The following is a 21,831-nucleotide window of genomic DNA, read 5'->3' on the forward strand; positions in this document are numbered from 1 at the left end:
ATAGATATTCAATTTTGAGTTGAGAATACTCAGAGTTAAGTGACGATAGCCTAGGAGATACACCTGTTCCCATGCCGAACACAGAAGTTAAGCCCTAGTACGCCTGATGTAGTTGGGGGTTGCCCCCTGTTAGATACGGTAGTCGCTTAGCGTTTATCCGCCATAGCTCAGTTGGTAGTAGCGCATGACTGTTAATCATGATGTCGTAGGTTCGAGTCCTACTGGCGGAGTATAATTCTCATTGCTAGACCTAGGTCTAGCTTTTTTATTTTACGAAAACCACTAGCTGTACTAGTGGTTTCGAAAAGCTTTTAGCCGAAGAGCAAGCCACCCGTTCTCACGGGTGGTTTTGACTGATCTGTTTATCAACTGTAGTGAGTGACGAAAAGCTAATATCTAGAGAGGATATAGTGATATAGGGTAATCTAGTTTTGTTTAAATTTGGATATGAGTGACAGTTTCAAAAACAAGTGAAACCTTAATATTTTACTCTCTATTTCCGATTAATTCTGTGGTATTCTTAATAAATCTTATAAGCTCTAATGATGGTTTGGTCACTTTTCATTATAGTTCTTATGGGAATTTTTGTGTATACTCAAAAAGCTCTATAATCTCTACAGTGGTTTTACCCACTTCAGAAATTATAGAGCCTATCATTTTTATAGTGACATATATGTCTCTATTTTATTTCTTATGTATCTCTTATAATAGATTTCGTAATTATTTTAATTACAAATATTTTATCTATTTATAGGAGGTTTAATGGAACAAGAAGTTTTTGTTCATGCATATGAAGTTGTAAGGCCGATTGTACTTAAGGCTAGTAGACAATATTTCATCCAACTTTGGGACCAAGCTGATATGGAGCAGGAAGCAATGATGACACTTTATCAGCTTTTAAAAAAGTTTCCTGAGTTAGCGTCTGATGATGATAAGCTTCGACGTTATTTCAAAACTAAGTTTAGGAATAGGTTGAATGATGAGGTTAGAAGACAGGAGTCTGTAAAACGACAAGCTAATAGACAATGTTATATCGAAATTTCAGATATTGCTTTTTGTCTTCCGAATAAAGAGTTAGATGCGGTAGATAGGCTTGTTTATGATGAGCAGCTTAATGCTTTCCGTAATCAGTTGTCTTCGGAAGATGCTACTAAGTTAGACCGTCTGCTAGCTGGAGAATGTTTTAGAGGTCGAAAAAAGATGATCAGGGAGTTAAAATTTTGGATGGTAGATTTTGATCCTTATAATGAAGAAGATTAATTTTGAATATAGATTCTAGTCTAGTATTATTGAGTAAAAGTCATAAAAAACACTTCGAAAGTAGATTTCTATTATCTATCTTTTGAAGTGTTTTTAATGTAGTGTAAAGAATTTATTTTACTGCTATTGGGTTTCCAATGAATCTTGGAAGTTCAATGTTTTCTTTGATTAGAGCTTCTTGGTAAAGTTTTAAGAAATCAGCATAGATATGAGTTTGTTGTCCATTTTTCGTAAAAATATCAATACGAAATACTAGTTGTCCAGAAGGAGTTGTGCTTAATCCAATGATATTTGGAGCTCCACAGATTTGAGGATAGTTTTCAATGTTTTCTCGATTTACTTCTTGTATGATGCTTGTCACTTTATTGATATCGGTTGACGGATAGACTGGGATATCAATTTGAGCTCTCATGTCCCCTCGAGATTTGTTGGATACAATTGTGATATTTCTGTTAGGTATAAAATGGAGGGTTCCATCAAATCCTCGAATTTGAGTAGTTCGAATACCTACGGTTGAAACAAGGCCTGTAACGGCTCCTACTTCAACTGCGTCACCGACTTCAAATTGGTTTTCTAACAATATGAAAAAACCATTAACGACATCAGATAGGAAGCCCTGAGCTCCTAGACCAAGAGCAACTCCAGCAAGTCCTGCCCCAGCAAGGAGGCTAGATACTGGGACCCCAAGGATACTAAGAAGACAGTAAATAAGGAAGAAGTATAGCACGTAGTTCATGCAATTGTGTAGTAATCGTTCAATGGTTTTTTGTCGAGCAGGTGTTTGAATTGTCCAAGCTAGAGAGCGTCCCACTGTATGTTTAAAAAGGAAGTTGATAATCTTCTTACTAAGAAGAAAGATGATGAGGAGAATAAGGAGTTTAATCCCTTTCGTAATGAGTACCATTAGGGTCTCTTCAAAATTAAATTGTTGGATGTATCTTTGTAAAATATTCATAGCTCTAGTTTATCAAAATTTTGATAAAGTAGCAGTTTCTAACGATTTTCTTGTGATTAAATTGGATAAAAAAACTTTTAAAAGGCTTTGAAATATGGTAAACTAAACTGTATCTATAAAAAATTTTAAGGAGAATGACTACATGTCTGTATCATTTGAAAACACAGCCACTAACCGTGGTGTGGTGACATTCACTATCGGTCAAGATAAAATTCAACCAGCTTTGGATCAAGCATTTAACAAGGTTAAAAAGAATTTGAACGCTCCAGGCTTCCGTAAAGGACACATGCCTCGTGCCGTATTTAACCAAAAATTTGGTGAAGAAGCTCTTTACGACGATGCTTTGAATGCAATTCTTCCAGCAGCTTATGAAGCAGCGATTGCTGAACTTGGTCTTGATGTTGTTGCACAACCAAAAATTGATGTAAAATCAATTGAAAAAGGTCAAGATTGGACACTTACTGCAGAAGTTGTTACAAAACCTGAAGTAAAACTTGGTGCATATAAAGATCTTGAAGTTTCAGTTGATGCTTCTAAAGAAGTTACTGATGAAGAAGTTGATGCTAAGCTTGAAAACGAACGCAAAAACTTGGCTGAATTGGTTGTTAAAGAAGGTGCAGCTGAAAATGGCGACACTGTTGTTATCGACTTTGTTGGTTCAGTAGACGGTGTTGAATTTGATGGTGGTAAAGGTGAAAACCACTCTCTTGAACTTGGTTCAGGTCAATTTATCCCAGGTTTCGAAGACCAATTGGTTGGAGCAAAAGCTGGTGATGAAGTAGAAGTTAAAGTAACTTTCCCAGAAGACTATCAAGCTGCTGACCTTGCAGGTAAAGCTGCTGTATTTGTTACTAAAGTTAACGAAGTTAAAGCTAAAGAAGTTCCAGCTCTTGATGATGAGTTGGCTAAAGATCTTGACGATGAAGTTGAAACTCTTGACGAGTTGAAAGCTAAATACCGTAAAGAACTTGAAGCAGCTAAAGAAATCGCATTTGATGACGCTGTTGAAGGTGCTGCACTTGATTTGGCTGTTGAAAACGCTGAAATCGTTGAATTGCCAGCAGAAATGGTTGAAGACGAAGTTCACCGTGCTATGAACGAATTCATGGGTAACATGCAACGTCAAGGTATCTCTCCTGAAATGTACTTCCAAATCACTGGTACAACTCAAGAAGATCTTCACAAACAATATGAAGCTGACGCTGACAAACGTGTGAAAACTAACCTTGTTATCGAAGCTGTTGCTGCTGCTGAAGGATTCGACGCTACAGAAGAAGAAATCCAAAAAGAAATCAATGATCTTGCAGCTGAGTACAACATGGAAGTATCACAAGTTTCTGCACTTCTTTCATCTGAAATGCTTAAACACGATATCACTATGAAGAAAGCTGTTGAAGTTATCACAAGCACAGCAAAAGTTAAATAATATGACTAAAATCAAGTTTCTATTGAGACTTGATTTTTTCTTCTATAAATGCTTTGACTATTGACTCTTTTTAGCGTAAAATAAAAGGTAGCGAAAAATTGATTGCTGAGCTATTTCTGATAGAAACTAGCTTGAGTAAGAATGAAGGAGAACCACTTTGGAACTAGACGTATTTGCTGGACAAGAAAAAAGTGAATTATCAATGATTGAAGTGGCCCGTGCTATCTTAGAAACACGTGGTCGTGATAATGAAATGTATTTCAATGATTTGGTCAATGAAATTCAAAATTACTTAGAAAAATCGGATGCTGATATCCGCAATGCTTTGCCATTCTTTTATTCAGATTTGAATACGGATGGAAGTTTCATTCCACTAGGTGATAACAAATGGGGCTTGCGTTCATGGTATGCAATTGATGAAATCGATGAAGAGGTCATCACATTGGAAGATACTGATGAAAATGCACCAAAACGTAAGAACAAGAAAGTTAATGCCTTCATGGATGGTGATGAAGATGCCATCGATTATAATGACGATGATCCAGAAGACGAGAACTTTACACCTGATTCTGATAGTCTTGAATATGACGACGATAGCGAAGATGATGAGAAAGCCGAAGTGGAATCTTATGACTCTGAGTTGAATGAAATTATTCCAGATGATGATTTGGATGATGTTGAGTTGTCAGAAGAAGATGATGACGATGACTATGAGGACGAGTCAAACGACTAAGTTTTCATTGACAAATGGTCTTGGATAGTTTAGACTATTTATCGGGCACCTCTTTTGAAGAGGTCATGATTAAGGCTCCCAGAGTAAAACTCTTGGGGGTCATTTTTGTTTTTAGTCATTTACTGGACTTGTCTAAGGTGAGGTACTTTGTACTGCTCCCATCAGGTACTAGGAAAGGGCTATCGTGATTATCTGAGTGGGTAACCAATCTGCTATCTGTAGTTGTTTTGAATTATATTATAAGGAGTTAACATGACAAAATATATTTTCGTCACTGGTGGTGTGGTATCTTCAATTGGTAAAGGGATTGTAGCTGCAAGTCTTGGGCGTTTGCTTAAGAACCGTGGTCTTAAGGTTACGATTCAAAAATTTGATCCTTACATCAATATTGACCCAGGAACAATGAGTCCTTACCAACACGGTGAAGTTTATGTCACTGATGATGGTACTGAAACTGACCTTGACCTTGGTCACTACGAACGTTTTATTGATATCAATCTTAATAAATACTCTAACGTGACTACTGGTAAGATTTATAGCGAAGTTTTGCGTAAGGAACGTAAAGGAGAGTATCTTGGTGCGACTGTTCAGGTGATTCCGCATATCACAGATGCTTTGAAAGACAAGATTAAGCGCGCAGCGACAACAACTGATTCAGATGTCATTATCACTGAAGTTGGTGGTACGGTTGGTGATATTGAAAGTCTTCCATTCCTTGAAGCTCTTCGTCAAATGAAGGCTGATGTGGGCTCTGACAACGTTATGTATATCCACACAACGCTTCTTCCTTATTTGAAGGCTGCTGGTGAAATGAAGACAAAGCCAACGCAACACTCTGTTAAGGAATTGCGTGGTTTGGGTATCCAACCAAATATGTTGGTTATTCGTACAGAACAACCTGCTGGTCAAGGAATCAAGAATAAATTAGCTCAGTTCTGTGATGTTGCACCTGAGGCTGTTATCGAATCACTCGACGTGGAACATATCTATCAAGTGCCACTTAATATGCAGGCTCAAGGTATGGATCAAATCGTTTGTGATCATTTGAAACTGGATGCTCCAGCTGCAGATATGACAGAGTGGTCTGCTATGGTTGATAAGGTGCTTAACCTTAAGAAAACAACTAAAATTGCTCTTGTTGGTAAGTATGTGGAGCTTCACGATGCTTACTTGTCAGTAGTTGAGGCACTTAAACACTCAGGTTTGGCAAATGATACTGCCATTGATATTGACTGGGTCAATGCTAATGATTTGACTGCTGAAAATGTTGCTTCTCGTTTGGCTGATGCTGATGGTATTATTGTTCCTGGTGGTTTCGGTCAACGTGGTACTGAAGGTAAGATTCAAGCTATTCGTTATGCACGTGAGAATGATGTGCCAATGTTGGGTGTCTGTCTCGGTATGCAATTGACATGTATTGAGTTTGCTCGCCACATTCTTCACTTGGATGGCGCTAATTCAGCTGAGCTTGATCCAAACACAAAATATCCAATTATCGATATTATGCGTGATCAAATTGACATTGAAGACATGGGTGGTACTCTTCGTCTTGGTCTTTACCCATGTAAGTTGAAACCAGGTTCTAAGGCAGCTGCAGCTTATGGCAACCAAGAAGTTGTTCAACGTCGTCACCGTCACCGTTATGAATTTAATACTAAGTTCCGTGAACAGTTTGAGGCTGAGGGCTTTGTATTCTCAGGTGTGTCACCAGATAATCGTTTGATGGAAGTTGTAGAACTCCCAGACAAGAAATTCTTTGTGGCAGCGCAATACCACCCAGAATATCATAGCCGTCCAAACCATGCGGAAGAACTTTACAGTGCCTTTGTGACAGCAGCAGTTGAAAATGCTAAATAATTATCTAAGACAGAGTGGGATAGCCTACTCTGTTTTTTATTAGTTCCTTTTATGCTAAAATAAAGGGAATAATAAGAAAGAACGAGGAAAACAAATGGCTAAATTTGGCTTTTTGTCAGTATTAGAAGAAGAACTGGATAAGCACTTGGACTATGATTTTGCTATGGACTGGGATAAAAAGAATCATGCTGTGGAAGTAACGTTTATCCTGGAAGCGCAAAACAGTAGCAATGTCGAGACTATTGATGATAAGGGTGAAGTGTCTGATGAAGATGTCATTTTTGAGGATTACGTGCTCTTTTACAATCCAGCAAAATCACGTTTTGATGAAGAGGACTACCTAGTGACAATTCCATATGAACCTAAGAAAGGTCTATCTCGTGAGTTTTTGTCCTATTTTGCGGAGACCTTGAATGAGGTGGCAACAGAAGGATTGAGTGACTTGATGGATTTTCTATCTGATGATGGACCTGAGGAATTCGGTTTGGTTTGGGACAAAGAAGCTTTCGAAAAAGGGAAAGCTCAACTTGAAGAGAAGGAATTTTTTGCTTATCCAAGGTATTAAAGGGAGCGAAAAGGGATGGATGCTTATTTAAAAGATCAGTTCGATTTTACAGGTGTTAAGGCTGCCTTACTCGTAGAGCAAAGTATTTTGGTCATTCTCAGAGATAATAAACCAGATATTCCTTGGCCAAATACATGGGAGTTGCCAGGTGGTGGAAGAGAAGGTCAAGAAACGCCTCTTGAATGTCTTCAACGTGAGGTCTGGGAGGAGCTGGGCTTGACTTTGAAAGAGGAATCGATTATTTGGTCGAAAATCTATCCTAGTATGTTGGATAAAGATAGGTCAGCTGTCTTTGTGGTTGGCCAAATTAGCCAAGAGCAGTATCGTGAGATTCGTTTTGGTGACGAGGGACAGGAATTTAAACTAATGCCTGTAGAGGATTTTATAAAAGCAGAAGGTGTCATTGCCCAGTTGCAGGAACGCTTTAAAGACTATTTAGTAGGAAAGGAAACAGAGAAATAAATGGACAAATGGCAAGAATTAACGATTGAAGTTAATCGTGAGGTCGAAGAAGCGGCTTCTAATATTTTAATTGAGTCTGGGAGCCAGGGTGTGGCTATTGATGATAGTGCAGATTATTTGGAAAATGCGGACCGTTTTGGGGAACTTTATCCTGAGGTTGAGCAGGTTGAAACGGTTAAAATTACGGCTTATTATCCAGAGTCAGCAGATATCGAGGCCATTACTAAGCAGGTCAATGAGCGTTTGGCTGAGTTGACAGATTTTGGTCTTGAAACTGGAGATATTCACTTAGCTACTCAAGAATTGGTTGAAGAAGATTGGGCTGAGAATTGGAAAAAATACTATGAACCAGCTCGCATTACCCATGACCTGACTATCGTACCGTCATGGACGGATTATGAGGCATCAGAGGGGGAAAAGGTCATTAAGTTGGATCCTGGTATGGCCTTTGGGACAGGAACACATCCAACAACTAAGATGAGCCTCTTTGCCTTGGAGCAGGTGCTTCGTGGTGGTGAGACGGTGATTGATGTGGGGACTGGTTCAGGAGTCCTCTCGATTGCTAGCTCTCTGCTTGGTGCCAAGGAAATCTACGCTTATGACCTTGACGATGTAGCGGTTCGAGTGGCACAGGAAAACATTGATATGAATCCTGGTATGGAAAATATTCATGTTGCTGCGGGAGATCTTTTGAAGGGCGTGACGCAAGAAGCTGATGTTATCGTGGCTAATATTCTGGCGGATATTCTCATCCACCTGACAGAAGATGCCGACCGTTTGGTTAAGGATGAAGGTTATTTGATTATGTCAGGGATTATCTCTGAAAAATGGGATATGGTGCGTGAATCGGCTGAGAAAGCTGGTTTCTTCCTAGAAACTCACATGGTTCAGGGAGAGTGGAATGCCTGTGTCTTCAAGAAGACAGATGATATTTCAGGTGTGATTGGAGGCTAAATGCAACAGTATTTTATAAAGGGGCAGGTTGAAAATCCAGTAATTATCAAAGACAAGGATACTGTGAAGCATATGTTTAACGTTATGCGTTTAACAGAGGATGATCAGGTTGTCTTGGTTTTTGAAGATGGTATCAAGCGTCTTGCGCGTGTGACTGACCGTGAGAATCACGTCTTTGAAGTGATTGAAGATTTAACTGATAATGTCGAGATGCCTGTATCTGTAACCATTGCCTCAGGTTTTCCCAAGGGAGATAAACTGGAGTTGGTGACACAAAAGGCAACAGAGCTTGGAGCTCAGGCTATTTGGGCCTTCCCTGCCGACTGGTCTGTGGTTAAGTGGGATGGTAAGAAGCTAGCCAAGAAGGAAGATAAGCTTGCCAAAATTGCTCTAGGAGCTGCAGAACAATCCAAGCGTAATCGTGTGCCAGAAGTCAGATTGTTCGAGAAAAAAGGGGAATTTCTATCAGAATTAGATAATTTTGATAAGATTTTTATCGCCTATGAGGAAACAGCCAAAGCAGGTGAGTTGGCTACTCTAGCTCGTGAGTTGGCTCAGGTAGAGAATGGTCAGAAAATTCTCTTTATCTTTGGACCAGAAGGTGGTATTTCTCCGTCTGAGATTGATGCATTTGAAGAAGCTGGTGGCGTTAAAATTGGCCTTGGACCGCGCATTATGCGGACGGAAACCGCTCCTCTCTACGCTTTGAGTAGTGTCAGTTATGCCTTGGAATTGAATAAGTAAGAGAAAGTTGGCCTTGTTCCAACTTTTTTTGTATTTGACACTTTTAAGCTAAGATTGCATCGTGCCATTAGTTTTGTATGACAAATCGAGCATTTCTAAAAAAGTTGATAATCTTATTTAGATTTAATATAATTGTACTATCTTTATAAAAGGGGAAGATTTTTAATGAAAACGAATCGTTATGTGACTCAATCTGCCGTGGTTTTGGGCCTTTTTGCTCTTTTGACTGTGCCACAAGTCCTAGGTCAAGCTGATGAGGCAACGGCACCAGTACCAACTACTTCTACAGAAACTGTGACAGATAGTGGAGCTGCTACCGTATCAGTACAAGGAACTGCGGGAACAGCTGTTCAAGGAGGAACAGAGACTGTATCTCCTACATCAACAACAGTAGCGACAAATGCATCTGCAGAGTCATCAGCTAATACCTCGACGGCCCAATCAAGTCAAGAAGCCAGTGCTGTTTTGACGAATGCCAATCAGGTGACACCAGCGGTGCCAGTACAGGCTGAAACTGTTACAGAGCCTGCTCATGAGGGGCAGACCGTTGATATGCAGATTTTGTCAACAACAGACCTTCATACCAACTTGGTTAACTATGATTATTATCAAGATAAGCCGTCTCAAACAGTTGGTTTGTCTAAAACTGCTGTCCTTATCAAAAAAGCCCGTGAAACTAATCCCAATACGGTCTTAGTGGACAGTGGGGATACGATTCAGGGAACTCCTTTTGGGACTTATAAGGCTTTGATTGACCCTGTTGCCCAAGGTGAGACTCACCCTATGTACAAAGCCTTTGAGATGCTGGGCTACGATGCCGAAACACTTGGAAACCACGAGTTTAACTATGGTCTAGAATTTTTGGATCGTATGGTTAAGGCTGCTAAGATTAACATTATCAATGCCAATGTGCGTAATGCTCAGACAGGTGACTACTATTACAACCCTTATAAGATTGTTAACAAGACCTTTACTGATACAGATGGCAAACAGGTAACGCTAAAAATCGGTATTACAGGTGTCCTTCCAACACAGATTTTGGTTTGGGATAAGGCCAATCTTGAAGGTAAGGTAACTGTTGACGATCCAATGGAGGCTGTTAAGGCTATCGTTCCTAAGATGAAGGCTGCAGGAGCTGACTTTATCCTTGTTGCTGCTCACTCTGGTATTGGTGACAATGAATACACTAAGAATGAGGAAAATGAAGGTTACCAAATTGCTGGTATCGAAGGTGTTGATGCTGTTGCGACAGGGCATTCTCATGCGGATTTCCCAAATGGGGATGGTACAAGTTTTTATGCGAAATACCCTGGTGTAGATGATGTCAATGGTCTCATCAATGGGAAACCTGTGGTTATGGCTGGTAAATTCGGAGATCATCTAGGCATCATGGATGTCAAATTGACTTACACGGATGGTAAATGGAAAGTTGTTAACAGTAAGGCCAAGCTTGAAAAGATTGATACTAAGTCAGATGTTGCGGACAAGGATTTAATTAATATGGCTGCTCATGACCATAATGGAACAATCAACTATGTTCGTAAGGAAGTTGGTGAGACTACTGCACCAATCACTAGCTACTTTGCTCAGGTTCAGGACGATCCATCTATTCAAATCGTTAATAATGCACAACTATGGTATGCTAAAAAACAAGTAGCTGGAACAGCAGATGCGAATCTTCCACTCCTCTCAGCTGCAGCACCTTTCAAGGCGGGGACTCGTGGGGATGCGACCTACTATACCGATATTCCAGCAGGACCATTAGCCATTAAGAATGTCGCGGACCTCTACCTCTACGACAATGTTACTGCCCTACTCAAGGTGACTGGTGCACAAATAAAAGAATGGTTGGAAATGTCTGCAGGACAGTTCAATCAAATTGATCCTAATAGCAAAGAGCCACAACAACTCATTAATAGTAGCTATCGCTCATACAATTACGATGTGATTGATGGGTTGACTTATAAGTTTGATTTGACACAACCTAACAAATACGATCGTGAAGGTAAGTTGGTTAACCCAGATGCTAGTCGTGTTCGTGACTTGACTTATCAAGGTAAACCCATTGATTTGAATCAGACTTTCCTTGTCATGACTAACAACTATCGTGCGACTGGTAACTTCCCTGGTGTTAAGGATGCTGCAGAAAAACGTCTCCTCAATCTTGAGAATCGTCAGGCAATCATTGATTATATCGTTAGTGAGAAAACGATTAACCCAACTGCTGATGGAAATTGGAGTTTCGTTCCTAATATTACGAATGCAGATATCCGTTTTGCCTCATCTGACAATGCACGTGCCCACCTTGCTGGTCAGGATGCCATTAGTTATGTAGGACCATCAACACAAGCAGGATTTGCAGAGTACCGCTTGGTTGTTAAGGAAAAGGCAAATCAAGTTGAGGATACGACTAAGAAAGAATCGGAGAAGTCACCAAAAGGTGTTGAGATGGCAGACCAAACTAAGCATGTGAAACCAAATGCTACTGCAGTTGCTAGCATGGCTAAATCTGCTTCAGCTATCCAATTGTCAAACGCTCAAGTCGTTATCTTACCTCAAGCTCAAGAACAAGAAGCTCAAGGTTCAAGTTCAGTTAAGACCTTGCCAAACACTGGTTCAGACGAATCTATGTCAGCAATTTTAGCTGGTATGGTTCTTATGACCTTGGCTGGATTCTTTGGAATCAAAAAACACGAAAAAAATTAAGCAAAGGAAAAAGCCCCTATTAGGGCTTTTTTGCTGTAGTTTTAGAGTTGGTTAAAGTTCTTTTGTGCTTCTAGAATAATAGGTGCCAGACGTTCGATATCAGACTGTGTGCCACGAAGCTCAAAGTCTCCCAACATTGGGAAGCCAAAACGTTGACTGTACTGTTTGGCAGTTAGGCAGTACTGGTTATTGAAGTTACGGTTACCAGAACCGATGATACCAAAGCAACGTTTGTGGTTATCATGGGCTGCGATAAAGTCACCCAGTGGATTGGTTAGGATTTCGACATCTCCATTGTCCACGCCATTTCCACCTTCAAGGTAGGTTGGCAAGAGTGCGACAAAGGGTTCATCTACTTGGAAGGTTTCATGATTAAGCTCTTTAATATTGATTTGGCGACATTCAATCCCGTGGTTGAGGGATAGGTAGTCAGACATACGTTTGACAAAGCTTTGGGTATTGCCACTTAGACTAATATAAACGAGGGTAAGTTGAGACATAAGCGTCCTCTTTCTATCTATATCTTGTGTTTGCTCAATCATTCTAACACAAGATGTTGTGCTTTTCAAGTTGGCTCCTTGCAGTTAATAATTGCCTAACTAGCTCTTTTTCTTTACTTGTAAAAGTGATAAAATAAAGGTTATTAAAAGAAGCGAAGGAAGAAATCATGGCTAAAGATAAAAATGTAACAGGAGAAGAAATTTTAGACATTTGCTCGGCCTACATGTCAGCAGATGATTTGAAATTAGTTGAAAAAGCCTGGCATTATGCGACAGATGCTCATAGTGGGCAATCTCGTCAGTCAGGAGAACCTTATATTATTCACCCTATTCAAGTGGCAGGTATCCTGGCAGACCTTCATCTTGATGCAGTGACAGTAGCCTGTGGTTTCTTACACGATGTCGTTGAAGACACCGAAAAAACGCTCGATGATTTGGAAACGGATTTTGGTACGGATGTACGAAATATCGTAGACGGTGTTACTAAGCTTGGTAAGGTTGAGTACAAGTCCCACGAGGAGCAGTTGGCTGAAAACCACCGTAAGATGCTTATGGCCATGTCTAAGGATATCCGTGTCATCTTGGTTAAATTGGCCGACCGTTTACACAATATGCGTACCCTAAAGCATCTTCGTAAGGATAAGCAAGAGCGCATTTCTCGTGAAACCATGGAAATCTATGCTCCTTTGGCTCACCGTCTGGGTATCAGTCGTATCAAATGGGAATTGGAAGATATGTCCTTCCGTTACCTTAATGAGGTGGAATTCTACAAGATTTCTCACATGATGAAGGAAAAACGTCGTGAGCGTGAGGCACTTGTGGACGAGATTGTCGATAAAATTAAGACCTACACAGCTGAACAAGGACTTGTTGGTGATGTTTATGGTCGTCCAAAGCATATCTACTCTATTTATCGTAAGATGCGCGACAAGAAAAAGCGCTTCGATCAAATTTATGATTTGATTGCCATCCGTTGTGTCATGGAGACGCACAGTGATGTTTATGCCATGTTGGGATATATTCATGAGCTCTGGCGTCCGATGCCTGGCCGTTTCAAAGACTATATTGCCAATCCTAAATCCAATGGTTACCAGTCTATCCATACAACGGTTTATGGACCAAAAGGACCTATTGAAATCCAAATCCGTACCAAGGAAATGCACCAAGTTGCCGAATACGGGGTTGCAGCTCACTGGGCTTACAAGAAAGGGATCAAGGGCAAGGTAGATTCAAAAGAGTCCGCTTTGGGAATGAACTGGATTAAAGATCTTGTTGAACTTCAAGATGCCTCAAATGGTGATGCTATGGGATTTGTAGACTCTGTTAAAGAGGATATCTTCTCAGAGCGTATTTATGTTTTTACGCCAAATGGTGCTGTTCAGGAATTACCTAAAGATTCAGGACCTATTGACTTTGCCTATGCTATCCATACCCAAGTTGGAGAGAAGGCTACAGGTGCTAAGGTTAATGGCCGTATGGTTCCCTTGACTGCCAAACTTAAGACAGGTGATGTGGTTGAGATTGTCACTAATGCCAATTCTTTTGGTCCTAGTCGTGACTGGATTAAGATGGTCAAGACAACTAAGGCCAGAAATAAAATTCGACAATTCTTTAAGAATCAGGACAAGGAAGCTTCTATCACCAAAGGTCGTGAGCTTTTGATTGCCTACTTCCAAGAGCATGGCTATATTGCCAATAAGTACCTAGACAAGAAACATATTGAGGAAATTCTCCCTCGTATGAGTGTGCGTAGTGAAGAAGCTCTCTATGCCGCTGTTGGCTTTGGCGAAATTAGTGCTGCTGCTGTTTTCAATCGTCTGACAGAAAAAGAACGCCGTGAGGAAGAGCGTGCTAAGGCAAAAGCTGAAGCTGAAGAGCTAATGAACGGTGGCGAAGTTAAGACTGAGAAGAAAGAAGTTCTTAAGGTTAAGAGTGAAAATGGTGTCATCATTCAAGGTGCCTCTGGTCTCCTCATGCGTATCGCTAAGTGCTGTAACCCAGTACCTGGAGATGAGATTGAAGGTTACATCACCAAGGGCCGTGGAATTGCTATTCACCGTTCAGATTGTAATAATATCAAGAGTCAAGAAGGTTATGAGCAACGTTTAATCGAAGTGGAGTGGGATGAACGTAATGCTAATAAATCTTATTTGGCTGAGATTGACATCTATGGCCTTAACCGTTCTGGTCTGTTGAATGATGTTCTTCAAATCTTGTCAAATACGACCAAGAGCATCGCTACGGTCAATGCGCAACCGACTAAGGACATGAAGTTTGCCAATATTCACGTTAGCTTTGAAATTGCAAACCTTATTGAATTGACTGGTCTGGTGGATAAGATTAAAATTATCCCTGATGTTTACAGTGTTAAACGTACAAATGGTTAAGGAGTTATTGCGATGAAGATTGTGATTCAGCGCGTGCAAAGTGCCTCTGTGGTTATTGAGGATTCTACGGTTGGTGCTATTAAACAGGGGCTCTTACTCTTGGTCGGAGTTGGTCCAGAGGATACCAAAGAGGACCTAGAGTATGCAGTTCGTAAGATTGTCAATATGCGTATTTTTTCAGATGAAGATGGTAAGATGAATCTTTCTGTTAAGGATATTGATGGCCAGATTTTGTCGATTTCTCAGTTTACGCTTTTTGCAGATACGAAAAAAGGGAATCGACCAGCATTTACAGGTGCTGCAAAGCCTGACATGGCTAGCCAGCTCTATGACGATTTCAATCAATCCTTGTCAACACATGTTCCTGTAGAAAGAGGACGCTTTGGTGCAGATATGCAGGTTAGTCTGGTTAATGACGGCCCTGTGACCATTATTTTAGATACTAAAAATCGATAAACAAACCATTTCTCGCCTTGTGTGAGAGGTGGTTTTTTTACTCTCATCGTATGGGCAATTTAGGTGATCGATTTTCATTATTTGGGATTTATTTTTGTTATTTTAAGTAGGCTTAACCAAGTGAATATTTAATGAAATTAGAAAATATTTTTCTCAAATTTCTGAAAAAATCTGACCATTCATGATGAAAAAATTACCGTTTACGAGGATTGCCGGAAATTCCCTTGTCTTACAAAAAAGATTAAGTTAACATTAGTTTCATAAGAAACACCAAGCGATTTTTATGAAACTAAAAAATAACTCGAGTTTACAGCATGCAAATACAAATAGTGATAATTTGAAACGCCGAGGTGATTTAAACTTTTTTAGAGGGATAGAGAGATGTCAAAGAAAGTAGCGTCAACTAAATTATTATCAGGTTTGTTTGTAGCCGGCGGTGTCCTAGGGATGAATCAGGTCACCAAGGCAGATAGCATGGTCAGTTCAGAAGCAACAAAACCAGTCATTACAACTGAAGCAGATAACTTGGTGGTGGTACCAACGGAGGCAGTTGCTCCAGTTGCGACAACAGAAGTAGGTCCATCATCTACCGCTGTTGCGACAGATACTGCAACAACAGCAACAGCTTCTACAATCTTTTCACAAGCTGTGCCAGCAGAGAGTGCTAGCTCAGAAATGCTTGTAGCCAGTGAAGCACTAGCTCCTGAGTCAGCTGCTGTGGAAACCATCACATCATCATCTGATAATGCTACTGAAGTAGGACGCTATTCAACTGCTCAAGTGACACCAGTTACAGAAGTGATAGAGCAAAACTTAAATGGTGATGCTTACTTGACAGATCCAGAAACAACAAAAGCTGCTTATAGCAAGACAGATGGTGATATTAACTATTCTGTTGTTGTGTCTAATCCAACAGCAGAAACTAAGACGATGACTGTCAACTTGACACTTCAATATGCTTCAGAAATCATCGGTCAAGATAACGTTGACCTTACGCTAGTGGCAGGAACCTCAGCTAAGGTTTCAAACTTGACAGTAGCGTCAGAGTGGTTGACAAACAATACAGGTTACTTGGTGACAATCAGTGTCAACGATAAATCAGGTAGTACTTTTTCAAGCAAGCGTGCTGGCTTGTCTGTTGAAGATGATTGGACAGTTTTCCCACGTTACGGTATCGTAGCAGGTTCGCCAACGGATCAAAACAGTATTCTTGTTAAAAATCTTGAAGCCTACCGTAAAGAGCTTGAGCTCATGAAGTCTATGAATATCAACTCATATTTCTTCTATGATGCTTATAGTGAAGCTACAGATCCTTTCCCAGAGGGTGTTGATAGCTTTATTCAGAAATGGAATACCTGGAGTCATACTCAGGTTGACACTAAGGCTGTTAAAGAATTGGTTGACCAAGTTCATAAGTCAGGTGCTGTTGCCATGCTTTATAACATGATTTCAGCAGATTCAAATCCAAAGAATCCAGCCCTTCCACTTGCTGCTTTGGCTTATAACTTCTACGATAGCTTTGGTAAGAAGGGTGAGCCGATGACTTACACTATCGGTGATAACCCAACTCAAGTTTACTATAATCCGGCTAATCCAGATTGGCAAAAATACATTGCGGGTGTCATGAAATCAGCTATGGATCGTATGGGCTTCGATGGTTGGCAAGGTGATACAATTGGTGACAACCGTGTGACTGATTATAAGCACCGTAACAGCTCAGACGAGGCTGACTCACACATGATGTCTGATTCATATGCGTCATTTATTAATGCTATGAAAGACCTCATTGGTGAAAAGTACTACATCACAATCAATGAGGTCAATGGTGGTAATGATGATAAATTAGCCAAGGCACGTCAAGATGTTGTTTATAATGAGCTCTGGACAAACGGTGGTTCAGTTATTCCAGGACGTATGCAGGTTGCCTATGGTGATTTGAAAGCACGTATCGATATGGTGCGCAATAAAACTGGTAAATCACTTATCGTTGGTGCCTACATGGAAGAACCAGGTATTGATTATACTGTTCCTGGCGGAAAAGCAACTAACGGTGCTGGTAAAGATGCTCTTGCAGGTAAGCCATTGCAAGCTGACGCGACTCTTCTCGTAGATGCGACAGTAGCTGCAGCCGGTGGCTATCACATGTCCATTGCAGCCCTTGCCAATGCTAATGCAGCCCTAAACGTCCTTCAAAGTGCTTATTACCCAACTCAATACCTCAGTGTGGCTAAGAACACTATTCGTAAGCTTTACAATTACCAACAGTTTATCACTGCTTATGAAAATCTTCTCCGTGGTGAGGGTGTGACTAACAGCACTCAGGTTGTATCTACCATGAATGCTGCTGGTGAAATCCTTTCTAAGGATGCTCTAGGTGTGACAGGAGATCAAGTTTGGACATTTGCTAAATCAGGAAAAGGTTTCTCAACTGTTCAAATGATTAACATGATGGGCATCAATGCGGGCTGGCATAATGAAGAGGGTTATGCGGATAATAAAACACCGGACGCTCAAGAAAATCTCACAGTTCGTCTTAGTCTAGCAGGTAAAACAGCCCAAGAAGCAGCTAAAATTGCTGATCAAGTCTATGTGACGTCACCAGATGATTGGGCAACTTCAAGCATGAAGAAGGCACAAGCAAGCCTTGAAACAGATGAAAATGGTCAACCAGTACTTGTCATTTCAGTTCCTAAACTAACGCTTTGGAACATGCTCTATATCAAGGAAGACACAACAGAAACACCGGTAGAACCAGTTATCTTGAAACCAGTTACTAACCAAGCTGGTAAGAAAGCAGACAATACCGTAACATCTGAAGTAAGCTCAGAAACAGCTAAATCCGAAAATACAACAGTAAACAAAGGTTCAGAGGCTCCAACTGATACGAAACCATCTGTTGAAGCTCCTAAACTAGATGAAATAACTAAACCAGCACCAACAGTTGACGAGTTAGTAAACTCAGCAGCTGTTCCAGTGGCAATAGCTGTATCAGAGACCGCACATGATAAGAAAGATGACAACTCAGTATCTAATACGGATCAAGGTGCAGTAGCGTCAGATTCAATCACTACACCAGCTTCAAAGGCCACAAGCACAGCTGACTCAACAGCCTCATCAGAAGTATCAGAAAGCACAACAGTGTCATCGAAGGTCTCAGAAACTGAAATTAGCTCAGAAGCATCAACTTCAGAGACTTCAGCATCTGAATCAGAGAATTCAATCAGCACAGTCGTTTTAGAATCAGAAGTAGTTAAAGAACCAGCTGTTTCATTGACAGAATCAGAAAGTCAAGTGAGCACTTCAGAAGTGACTTCGGCAATTTCAGAAACAGTGAGCACGTCTGAGGAAGTCATCCTTGATGGACTATCAGAAAACATCAATAGTTGGAATAGACTCTCTGCAGCTCCTCGCGTCTCAGAAAACTTACCAGGTACTTCTGAAACGATTACAGAAGCAGCGTCACTCTTTAGCAATTATGCAAGATATTCAGAAACAGCAAGCTCAGAATCTTACTCTATGGTAGCAACTTCTTCAGAAGCTTCTATTGAAAAATTAGCAGTATCAATCTTGAAAGATACTGAGGGTGGCTTGTACGATGCAACTACAATCAGAAATATTGTTGAGATGATTGATAGCATTACAACAAATGTTAGCTATACTCGCAGTAGCCGTCAAGACCTTGTCAATACAGCTTCGTCAGATAACACTTACAGTGGTAGTCAAGATCTTAACCTTGCAAGTAAGACAACGACGCAAGCAGGTGAAAAAGGGACAACTGAAGATCTTAAGGCTACAATTGCTAAAACAGCAAAATCTCACAAGTGGGGAGAACATGCTGTAGCTATCCTTACAGCTATTGTCCTTGCAGGTGCGGCAACCCTTGCAGCTCTTCGTAACTTCTTGATGTCGAAAAAAGTTGATAAATAATAAGTAGAACTCTTTGTGTAAACAAGGAGTTTTCTTTATACTGGCTGCTATTTTTCTGAAAATTGTGATACAATAGAAATAGTTTGAATATTGTGTCAAAGGAGAGCCAATGATTACTGCAAATGATATCGTAAAGGCTAATGAAGTCTTAAAAAACGTGGTGGAACGCACACCACTAGATTTTGATCGCTACTTATCTGAAAAATACGGGGCGACCATTTATATTAAAAAAGAAAATATGCAAAAGGTACGCTCTTTCAAATTGCGAGGAGCCTACTATGCTATTCATCAATTGAGTGACGAGGATAAGGCGCGTGGTGTGGTTTGTGCATCAGCCGGCAACCATGCTCAAGGGGTTGCTTACACTTGTAACGAGATGAGGATTCCGGCAACCATCTTTATGCCAGTAACAACGCCTCTCCAAAAAATTGGTCAGGTCCGTTTCTTTGGTGGCAAGTTTGTAACAATCAAATTGGTGGGAGATACCTTTGATGCTTCTGCTCAAGCAGCACAGGAATATACCAAGTCTGAAGGCATGACTTTCATTGATCCATTCGACGATTATAATGTCCAAGCGGGTCAAGGAACAGTTGCTTATGAAATTTATGAGCAGGCTCAAGAGGAGGGTGTTTCCTTCGATAGTATCTTGGTTCCAGTAGGTGGTGGAGGCCTTATCTCTGGTGTGGCTACTTATATCAAGGATGTGGCACCATCTATGGAAGTTATTGGTGTTGAGGCTAGTGGTGCTCGTAGTATGCGTGCTGCCTTTGACCGTGGTTATCCTATAAAACTCGAAGAAATTGATAAGTTTGCGGATGGGATTGCTGTTCAAAAGGTAGGTGTCAAGACCTATGAAGTTGCACGTAAATATGTTGACCGTCTCTTGGGAGTTGATGAAGGCTTGATTTCAGAAACCCTAATTGATATGTACTCTAAGGTTGGTACCATTGCAGAACCCGCAGGTGCAGCATCAGTAGCAGCTTTGGAAGTGATTAAAGATGAGATTAAAGGAAAAACCATCGTCTGCATCATTTCAGGTGGTAACAATGATATCAACCGTATGCCAGAGATGGAAGAACGTGCGCTTATCTACGATGGCATCAAGCATTACTTTGTGGTTAACTTCCCACAACGTCCTGGTGCCCTTCGTGAATTTGTAAATGATATCTTGGGACCAAATGATGATATCACTCGTTTTGAGTACATCAAACGTGCTAATAAAGGAAAAGGTCCAGTTCTCATTGGTATCGCTCTTAGTGATAAGGACGATTATGATGGACTTCTCGAGCGTCTTTCAGCCTTTGACCCAAGTTATATCAACCTTCACGGTAACGAAACACTTTACAATATGCTTGTCTGAGGACAGGTTTACATAATGAAAAAAGAACTGACAAAGTCGGTTCTTTTCTACTTTAACTCAGCTATACGGAGGCACTAAGGCCTTATCTTCAACTTAAAACCTCAGTAGCAATACTGAGGCTTTCTTTATTCGATAATCAAGAGTCCATCTTTAATGGCGAATGGATTGTCTTTATTGATGCGGTCGTAGAACATGATACCGTTAGTATGGTCGATTTCATGTTGAACAACAATTGAGTTGTACCCACGGAGCTTAACACGTTGCTTTTCGCCCTCTTTGTTGTAGTACTCAATAGTTACTCGAGCATGACGAACCACATAACCAGGAACGTCGCGGTCGACTGAGAGGCATCCTTCTCCATCACCCAAAGCAGCATCCTGAACAGAATGGGCAACTACTTTAGGGTTGTACATGATTTCTTGAAGGCTATAGGCTTCTTTTGGTGGATTACCTTCAGCGTCTTCAGGGTTTGGAACGAGAACCGCGATAATGCGTTTTGAAATATCCAATTGTGGGGCTGCAAGACCGACTCCCCCACGAAGCCCCATTTTTTCAGCAATAACAGGATCTTGTGAATTACGAAGAAACTGCATCATTTTTTCACCTAGGATAATGTCTTCGTCTGATAGTGGGAAGGTTACATCTTCAGCGACAGCACGCAAGGTTGGGTTTCCTTCGCGAATGATATCATTCATATCAATCATATGGCTGGCGCGGATAATTTTGGTTTGAGCGTCCATTTGTTTACCTCTATTTTCTTTGATTTACTTGTTTATAACTATAGCACAAAAGGGTTGAAAATTAAACCATCAAGGGTTAAAGTGAAGCTTTTTCTAATCGATAAAAGCCAGTTTTTCCAAGGTTTGTCGTTGTAAAATACGATAGGTCTTAAAAGCTTCTTTTTCAATAATTCCTTGATCGATAAATTGTTTGATGACTCGTTGCACATGGCGATAGCTAGTCCCAAAACTGGCAGCTAGGATAGATGGTGATAGTTGAAAAACACCTTCTTCCTCAATACTCAACATATGAGTAGCCAGACGCTCTTTGACAGAGTAGCTTGCATTTGTTGAGGCAGTAATACCCTGTTTATGCAGTGCCATGGCTAGGTTATGCCCAATTTGATAGAGAAAAACGGGATCTTTGAGGAGCTCTTCTTTATTATTTAAAGGGAGCTGAACTGCTTGAACCTCTTCTAAAGCAATGACTGATGACCCTGCTGGTTGATTGGTCATGAGTTCTACATCTCCAAATATTTGTGGTTGGTTAAGCATTTCTAGGATATGTTCTTTACCATTGAAGAGAGAACGCACAATTTTTACCTTTCCTGACAAAATGTAGGTTAGCTCTGTGATAGCTTTTCCTTGGGTACAAATATAATCATTCTTTTGAAAGGTGACTTTCTGTAATTGGTCGAGGTAGGGGGGTGGAAAGACCTGATCAAGTTGAGGTCTTATGTCATGATTACGCATACATCTCCTTTTTTAGGACCTAGGTCCTATTTTTTAAAGTCTCCTTAGATTATAATGAAAAAATAAC

At 40.5% G+C, this 21,831-nt stretch carries 17 protein-coding genes, 1 tRNA gene and 1 rRNA gene; 15 read left to right on the forward strand and 4 right to left on the reverse strand.

Translation table 11 applies throughout. The features are described 5' to 3' along the window. Positions 1-35 precede the first annotated feature (35 nt). The 3 genes from rrf to NYE32_RS00715 all read left to right on the forward strand — a co-directional run bounded on the left by rrf (position 36) and on the right by NYE32_RS00715 (position 1,260). A 5S ribosomal RNA gene (gene rrf, locus NYE32_RS00705) occupies positions 36-151 on the forward strand. Between the two features lie 5 nt (positions 152-156). Then, a tRNA-Asn gene (locus NYE32_RS00710) sits at positions 157-230 on the forward strand. Positions 231-762: 532 nt separating this feature from the next. Then, positions 763-1,260 carry a sigma-70 family RNA polymerase sigma factor gene (locus NYE32_RS00715; protein ID WP_175057370.1) on the forward strand — a complete coding sequence of 166 codons (498 nt, stop codon included), beginning with the start codon at positions 763-765 and terminating at the stop codon, positions 1,258-1,260. A gap of 112 nt (positions 1,261-1,372) precedes the next feature. On the opposite strand, the gene NYE32_RS00720 is transcribed toward NYE32_RS00715, so the two are convergent. Next, complete coding sequence (locus NYE32_RS00720; protein WP_175057371.1) at positions 1,373-2,215, reverse strand: mechanosensitive ion channel family protein; 843 nt, start codon at positions 2,213-2,215, stop codon at positions 1,373-1,375. Between the two features lie 142 nt (positions 2,216-2,357). Between NYE32_RS00720 and tig the strand changes: the two genes are divergently transcribed. The 8 genes from tig to NYE32_RS00760 all read left to right on the forward strand — a co-directional run bounded on the left by tig (position 2,358) and on the right by NYE32_RS00760 (position 11,662). Beyond that, positions 2,358-3,641, forward strand: a complete 1,284-nt coding sequence (gene tig, locus NYE32_RS00725; RefSeq protein ID WP_339157042.1) for a trigger factor — start codon at positions 2,358-2,360, stop codon at positions 3,639-3,641. 157 nt (positions 3,642-3,798) lie between these two features. Continuing rightward, positions 3,799-4,374, forward strand: a complete 576-nt coding sequence (gene rpoE / locus NYE32_RS00730) for a DNA-directed RNA polymerase subunit delta (RefSeq protein WP_002885605.1) — start codon at positions 3,799-3,801, stop codon at positions 4,372-4,374. Positions 4,375-4,626: 252 nt separating this feature from the next. Continuing rightward, positions 4,627-6,231 (forward strand): CTP synthase, encoded by a 1,605-nt coding sequence (locus NYE32_RS00735; RefSeq protein ID WP_002889723.1) that lies wholly within the window; start codon positions 4,627-4,629, stop codon positions 6,229-6,231. Positions 6,232-6,325: 94 nt separating this feature from the next. Continuing rightward, positions 6,326-6,796 (forward strand): DUF3013 family protein, encoded by a 471-nt coding sequence (locus tag NYE32_RS00740; RefSeq protein ID WP_037598883.1) that lies wholly within the window; start codon positions 6,326-6,328, stop codon positions 6,794-6,796. 15 nt (positions 6,797-6,811) lie between these two features. Further along, a complete protein-coding gene (locus NYE32_RS00745) occupies positions 6,812-7,258 on the forward strand; it encodes an NUDIX hydrolase (RefSeq protein WP_037604207.1) in 447 nt (148 codons plus the stop codon). Beyond that, a complete protein-coding gene (prmA, locus tag NYE32_RS00750) occupies positions 7,259-8,212 on the forward strand; it encodes a 50S ribosomal protein L11 methyltransferase (protein ID WP_048673993.1) in 954 nt (317 codons plus the stop codon). Further along, positions 8,213-8,956, forward strand: coding sequence for a 16S rRNA (uracil(1498)-N(3))-methyltransferase (locus tag NYE32_RS00755; protein WP_060972341.1), 744 nt, complete (start codon positions 8,213-8,215; stop codon positions 8,954-8,956). A gap of 165 nt (positions 8,957-9,121) precedes the next feature. Continuing rightward, the gene (locus NYE32_RS00760) at positions 9,122-11,662 is read left to right on the forward strand and encodes a bifunctional 2',3'-cyclic-nucleotide 2'-phosphodiesterase/3'-nucleotidase (protein ID WP_339157043.1); all 2,541 of its coding nucleotides are present in this window, start codon (positions 9,122-9,124) and stop codon (positions 11,660-11,662) included. Between the two features lie 41 nt (positions 11,663-11,703). Here NYE32_RS00760 and nrdI read toward each other — a convergent pair whose 3' ends face one another. Further along, positions 11,704-12,162: a class Ib ribonucleoside-diphosphate reductase assembly flavoprotein NrdI gene (nrdI, locus tag NYE32_RS00765; protein ID WP_073949410.1), complete on the reverse strand. Its 459-nt coding sequence runs from the start codon at positions 12,160-12,162 to the stop codon at positions 11,704-11,706. Positions 12,163-12,329: 167 nt separating this feature from the next. On the opposite strand from nrdI, the gene NYE32_RS00770 reads away from it, so the two are divergent. The 4 genes from NYE32_RS00770 to ilvA all read left to right on the forward strand — a co-directional run bounded on the left by NYE32_RS00770 (position 12,330) and on the right by ilvA (position 20,292). Continuing rightward, a complete protein-coding gene (locus tag NYE32_RS00770) occupies positions 12,330-14,549 on the forward strand; it encodes a bifunctional (p)ppGpp synthetase/guanosine-3',5'-bis(diphosphate) 3'-pyrophosphohydrolase (protein ID WP_145517016.1) in 2,220 nt (739 codons plus the stop codon). Positions 14,550-14,561: 12 nt separating this feature from the next. Next, complete coding sequence (gene dtd, locus NYE32_RS00775; RefSeq protein WP_339157044.1) at positions 14,562-15,005, forward strand: D-aminoacyl-tRNA deacylase; 444 nt, start codon at positions 14,562-14,564, stop codon at positions 15,003-15,005. Positions 15,006-15,386: 381 nt separating this feature from the next. After that, positions 15,387-18,932, forward strand: a complete 3,546-nt coding sequence (locus NYE32_RS00780; protein ID WP_339157045.1) for a glycoside hydrolase family 66 protein — start codon at positions 15,387-15,389, stop codon at positions 18,930-18,932. A gap of 109 nt (positions 18,933-19,041) precedes the next feature. After that, entirely contained in the window at positions 19,042-20,292 is a 1,251-nt protein-coding gene (ilvA, locus tag NYE32_RS00785; RefSeq protein WP_002889741.1) for a threonine ammonia-lyase IlvA, read from the forward strand. A 125-nt stretch (positions 20,293-20,417) separates the two neighbouring features. On the opposite strand, the gene def is transcribed toward ilvA, so the two are convergent. After that, positions 20,418-21,032 carry a peptide deformylase gene (gene def, locus NYE32_RS00790; RefSeq protein ID WP_339157046.1) on the reverse strand — a complete coding sequence of 205 codons (615 nt, stop codon included), beginning with the start codon at positions 21,030-21,032 and terminating at the stop codon, positions 20,418-20,420. Between the two features lie 93 nt (positions 21,033-21,125). After that, positions 21,126-21,764, reverse strand: coding sequence for a cyclic nucleotide-binding domain-containing protein (locus tag NYE32_RS00795; protein ID WP_002889746.1), 639 nt, complete (start codon positions 21,762-21,764; stop codon positions 21,126-21,128). Positions 21,765-21,831: the final 67 nt, after the last annotated feature.

Source organism: Streptococcus sp. FSL R7-0248, assembly GCF_037967965.1.
GTDB lineage: Bacteria > Bacillota > Bacilli > Lactobacillales > Streptococcaceae > Streptococcus.

What these genes read in the sequence shown, in the direction of transcription:
- nrdI (WP_073949410.1), bottom strand. Translation starts at nt 12,162, where the DNA reads ATGTCTCAACTTACCCTCGTTTATATTAGTCTAAGTGGCAATACCCAA.
- NYE32_RS00770 (WP_145517016.1), top strand. Translation starts at nt 12,330, where the DNA reads ATGGCTAAAGATAAAAATGTAACAGGAGAAGAAATTTTAGACATTTGC.
- NYE32_RS00755 (WP_060972341.1), top strand. Translation starts at nt 8,213, where the DNA reads ATGCAACAGTATTTTATAAAGGGGCAGGTTGAAAATCCAGTAATTATC.
- prmA (WP_048673993.1), top strand. Translation starts at nt 7,259, where the DNA reads ATGGACAAATGGCAAGAATTAACGATTGAAGTTAATCGTGAGGTCGAA.
- NYE32_RS00780 (WP_339157045.1), top strand. Translation starts at nt 15,387, where the DNA reads ATGTCAAAGAAAGTAGCGTCAACTAAATTATTATCAGGTTTGTTTGTA.
- ilvA (WP_002889741.1), top strand. Translation starts at nt 19,042, where the DNA reads ATGATTACTGCAAATGATATCGTAAAGGCTAATGAAGTCTTAAAAAAC.
- def (WP_339157046.1), bottom strand. Translation starts at nt 21,032, where the DNA reads ATGGACGCTCAAACCAAAATTATCCGCGCCAGCCATATGATTGATATG.
- NYE32_RS00795 (WP_002889746.1), bottom strand. Translation starts at nt 21,764, where the DNA reads ATGCGTAATCATGACATAAGACCTCAACTTGATCAGGTCTTTCCACCC.
- NYE32_RS00760 (WP_339157043.1), top strand. Translation starts at nt 9,122, where the DNA reads ATGAAAACGAATCGTTATGTGACTCAATCTGCCGTGGTTTTGGGCCTT.
- NYE32_RS00735 (WP_002889723.1), top strand. Translation starts at nt 4,627, where the DNA reads ATGACAAAATATATTTTCGTCACTGGTGGTGTGGTATCTTCAATTGGT.
- NYE32_RS00720 (WP_175057371.1), bottom strand. Translation starts at nt 2,215, where the DNA reads ATGAATATTTTACAAAGATACATCCAACAATTTAATTTTGAAGAGACC.
- dtd (WP_339157044.1), top strand. Translation starts at nt 14,562, where the DNA reads ATGAAGATTGTGATTCAGCGCGTGCAAAGTGCCTCTGTGGTTATTGAG.
- NYE32_RS00715 (WP_175057370.1), top strand. Translation starts at nt 763, where the DNA reads ATGGAACAAGAAGTTTTTGTTCATGCATATGAAGTTGTAAGGCCGATT.
- tig (WP_339157042.1), top strand. Translation starts at nt 2,358, where the DNA reads ATGTCTGTATCATTTGAAAACACAGCCACTAACCGTGGTGTGGTGACA.
- NYE32_RS00740 (WP_037598883.1), top strand. Translation starts at nt 6,326, where the DNA reads ATGGCTAAATTTGGCTTTTTGTCAGTATTAGAAGAAGAACTGGATAAG.
- NYE32_RS00745 (WP_037604207.1), top strand. Translation starts at nt 6,812, where the DNA reads ATGGATGCTTATTTAAAAGATCAGTTCGATTTTACAGGTGTTAAGGCT.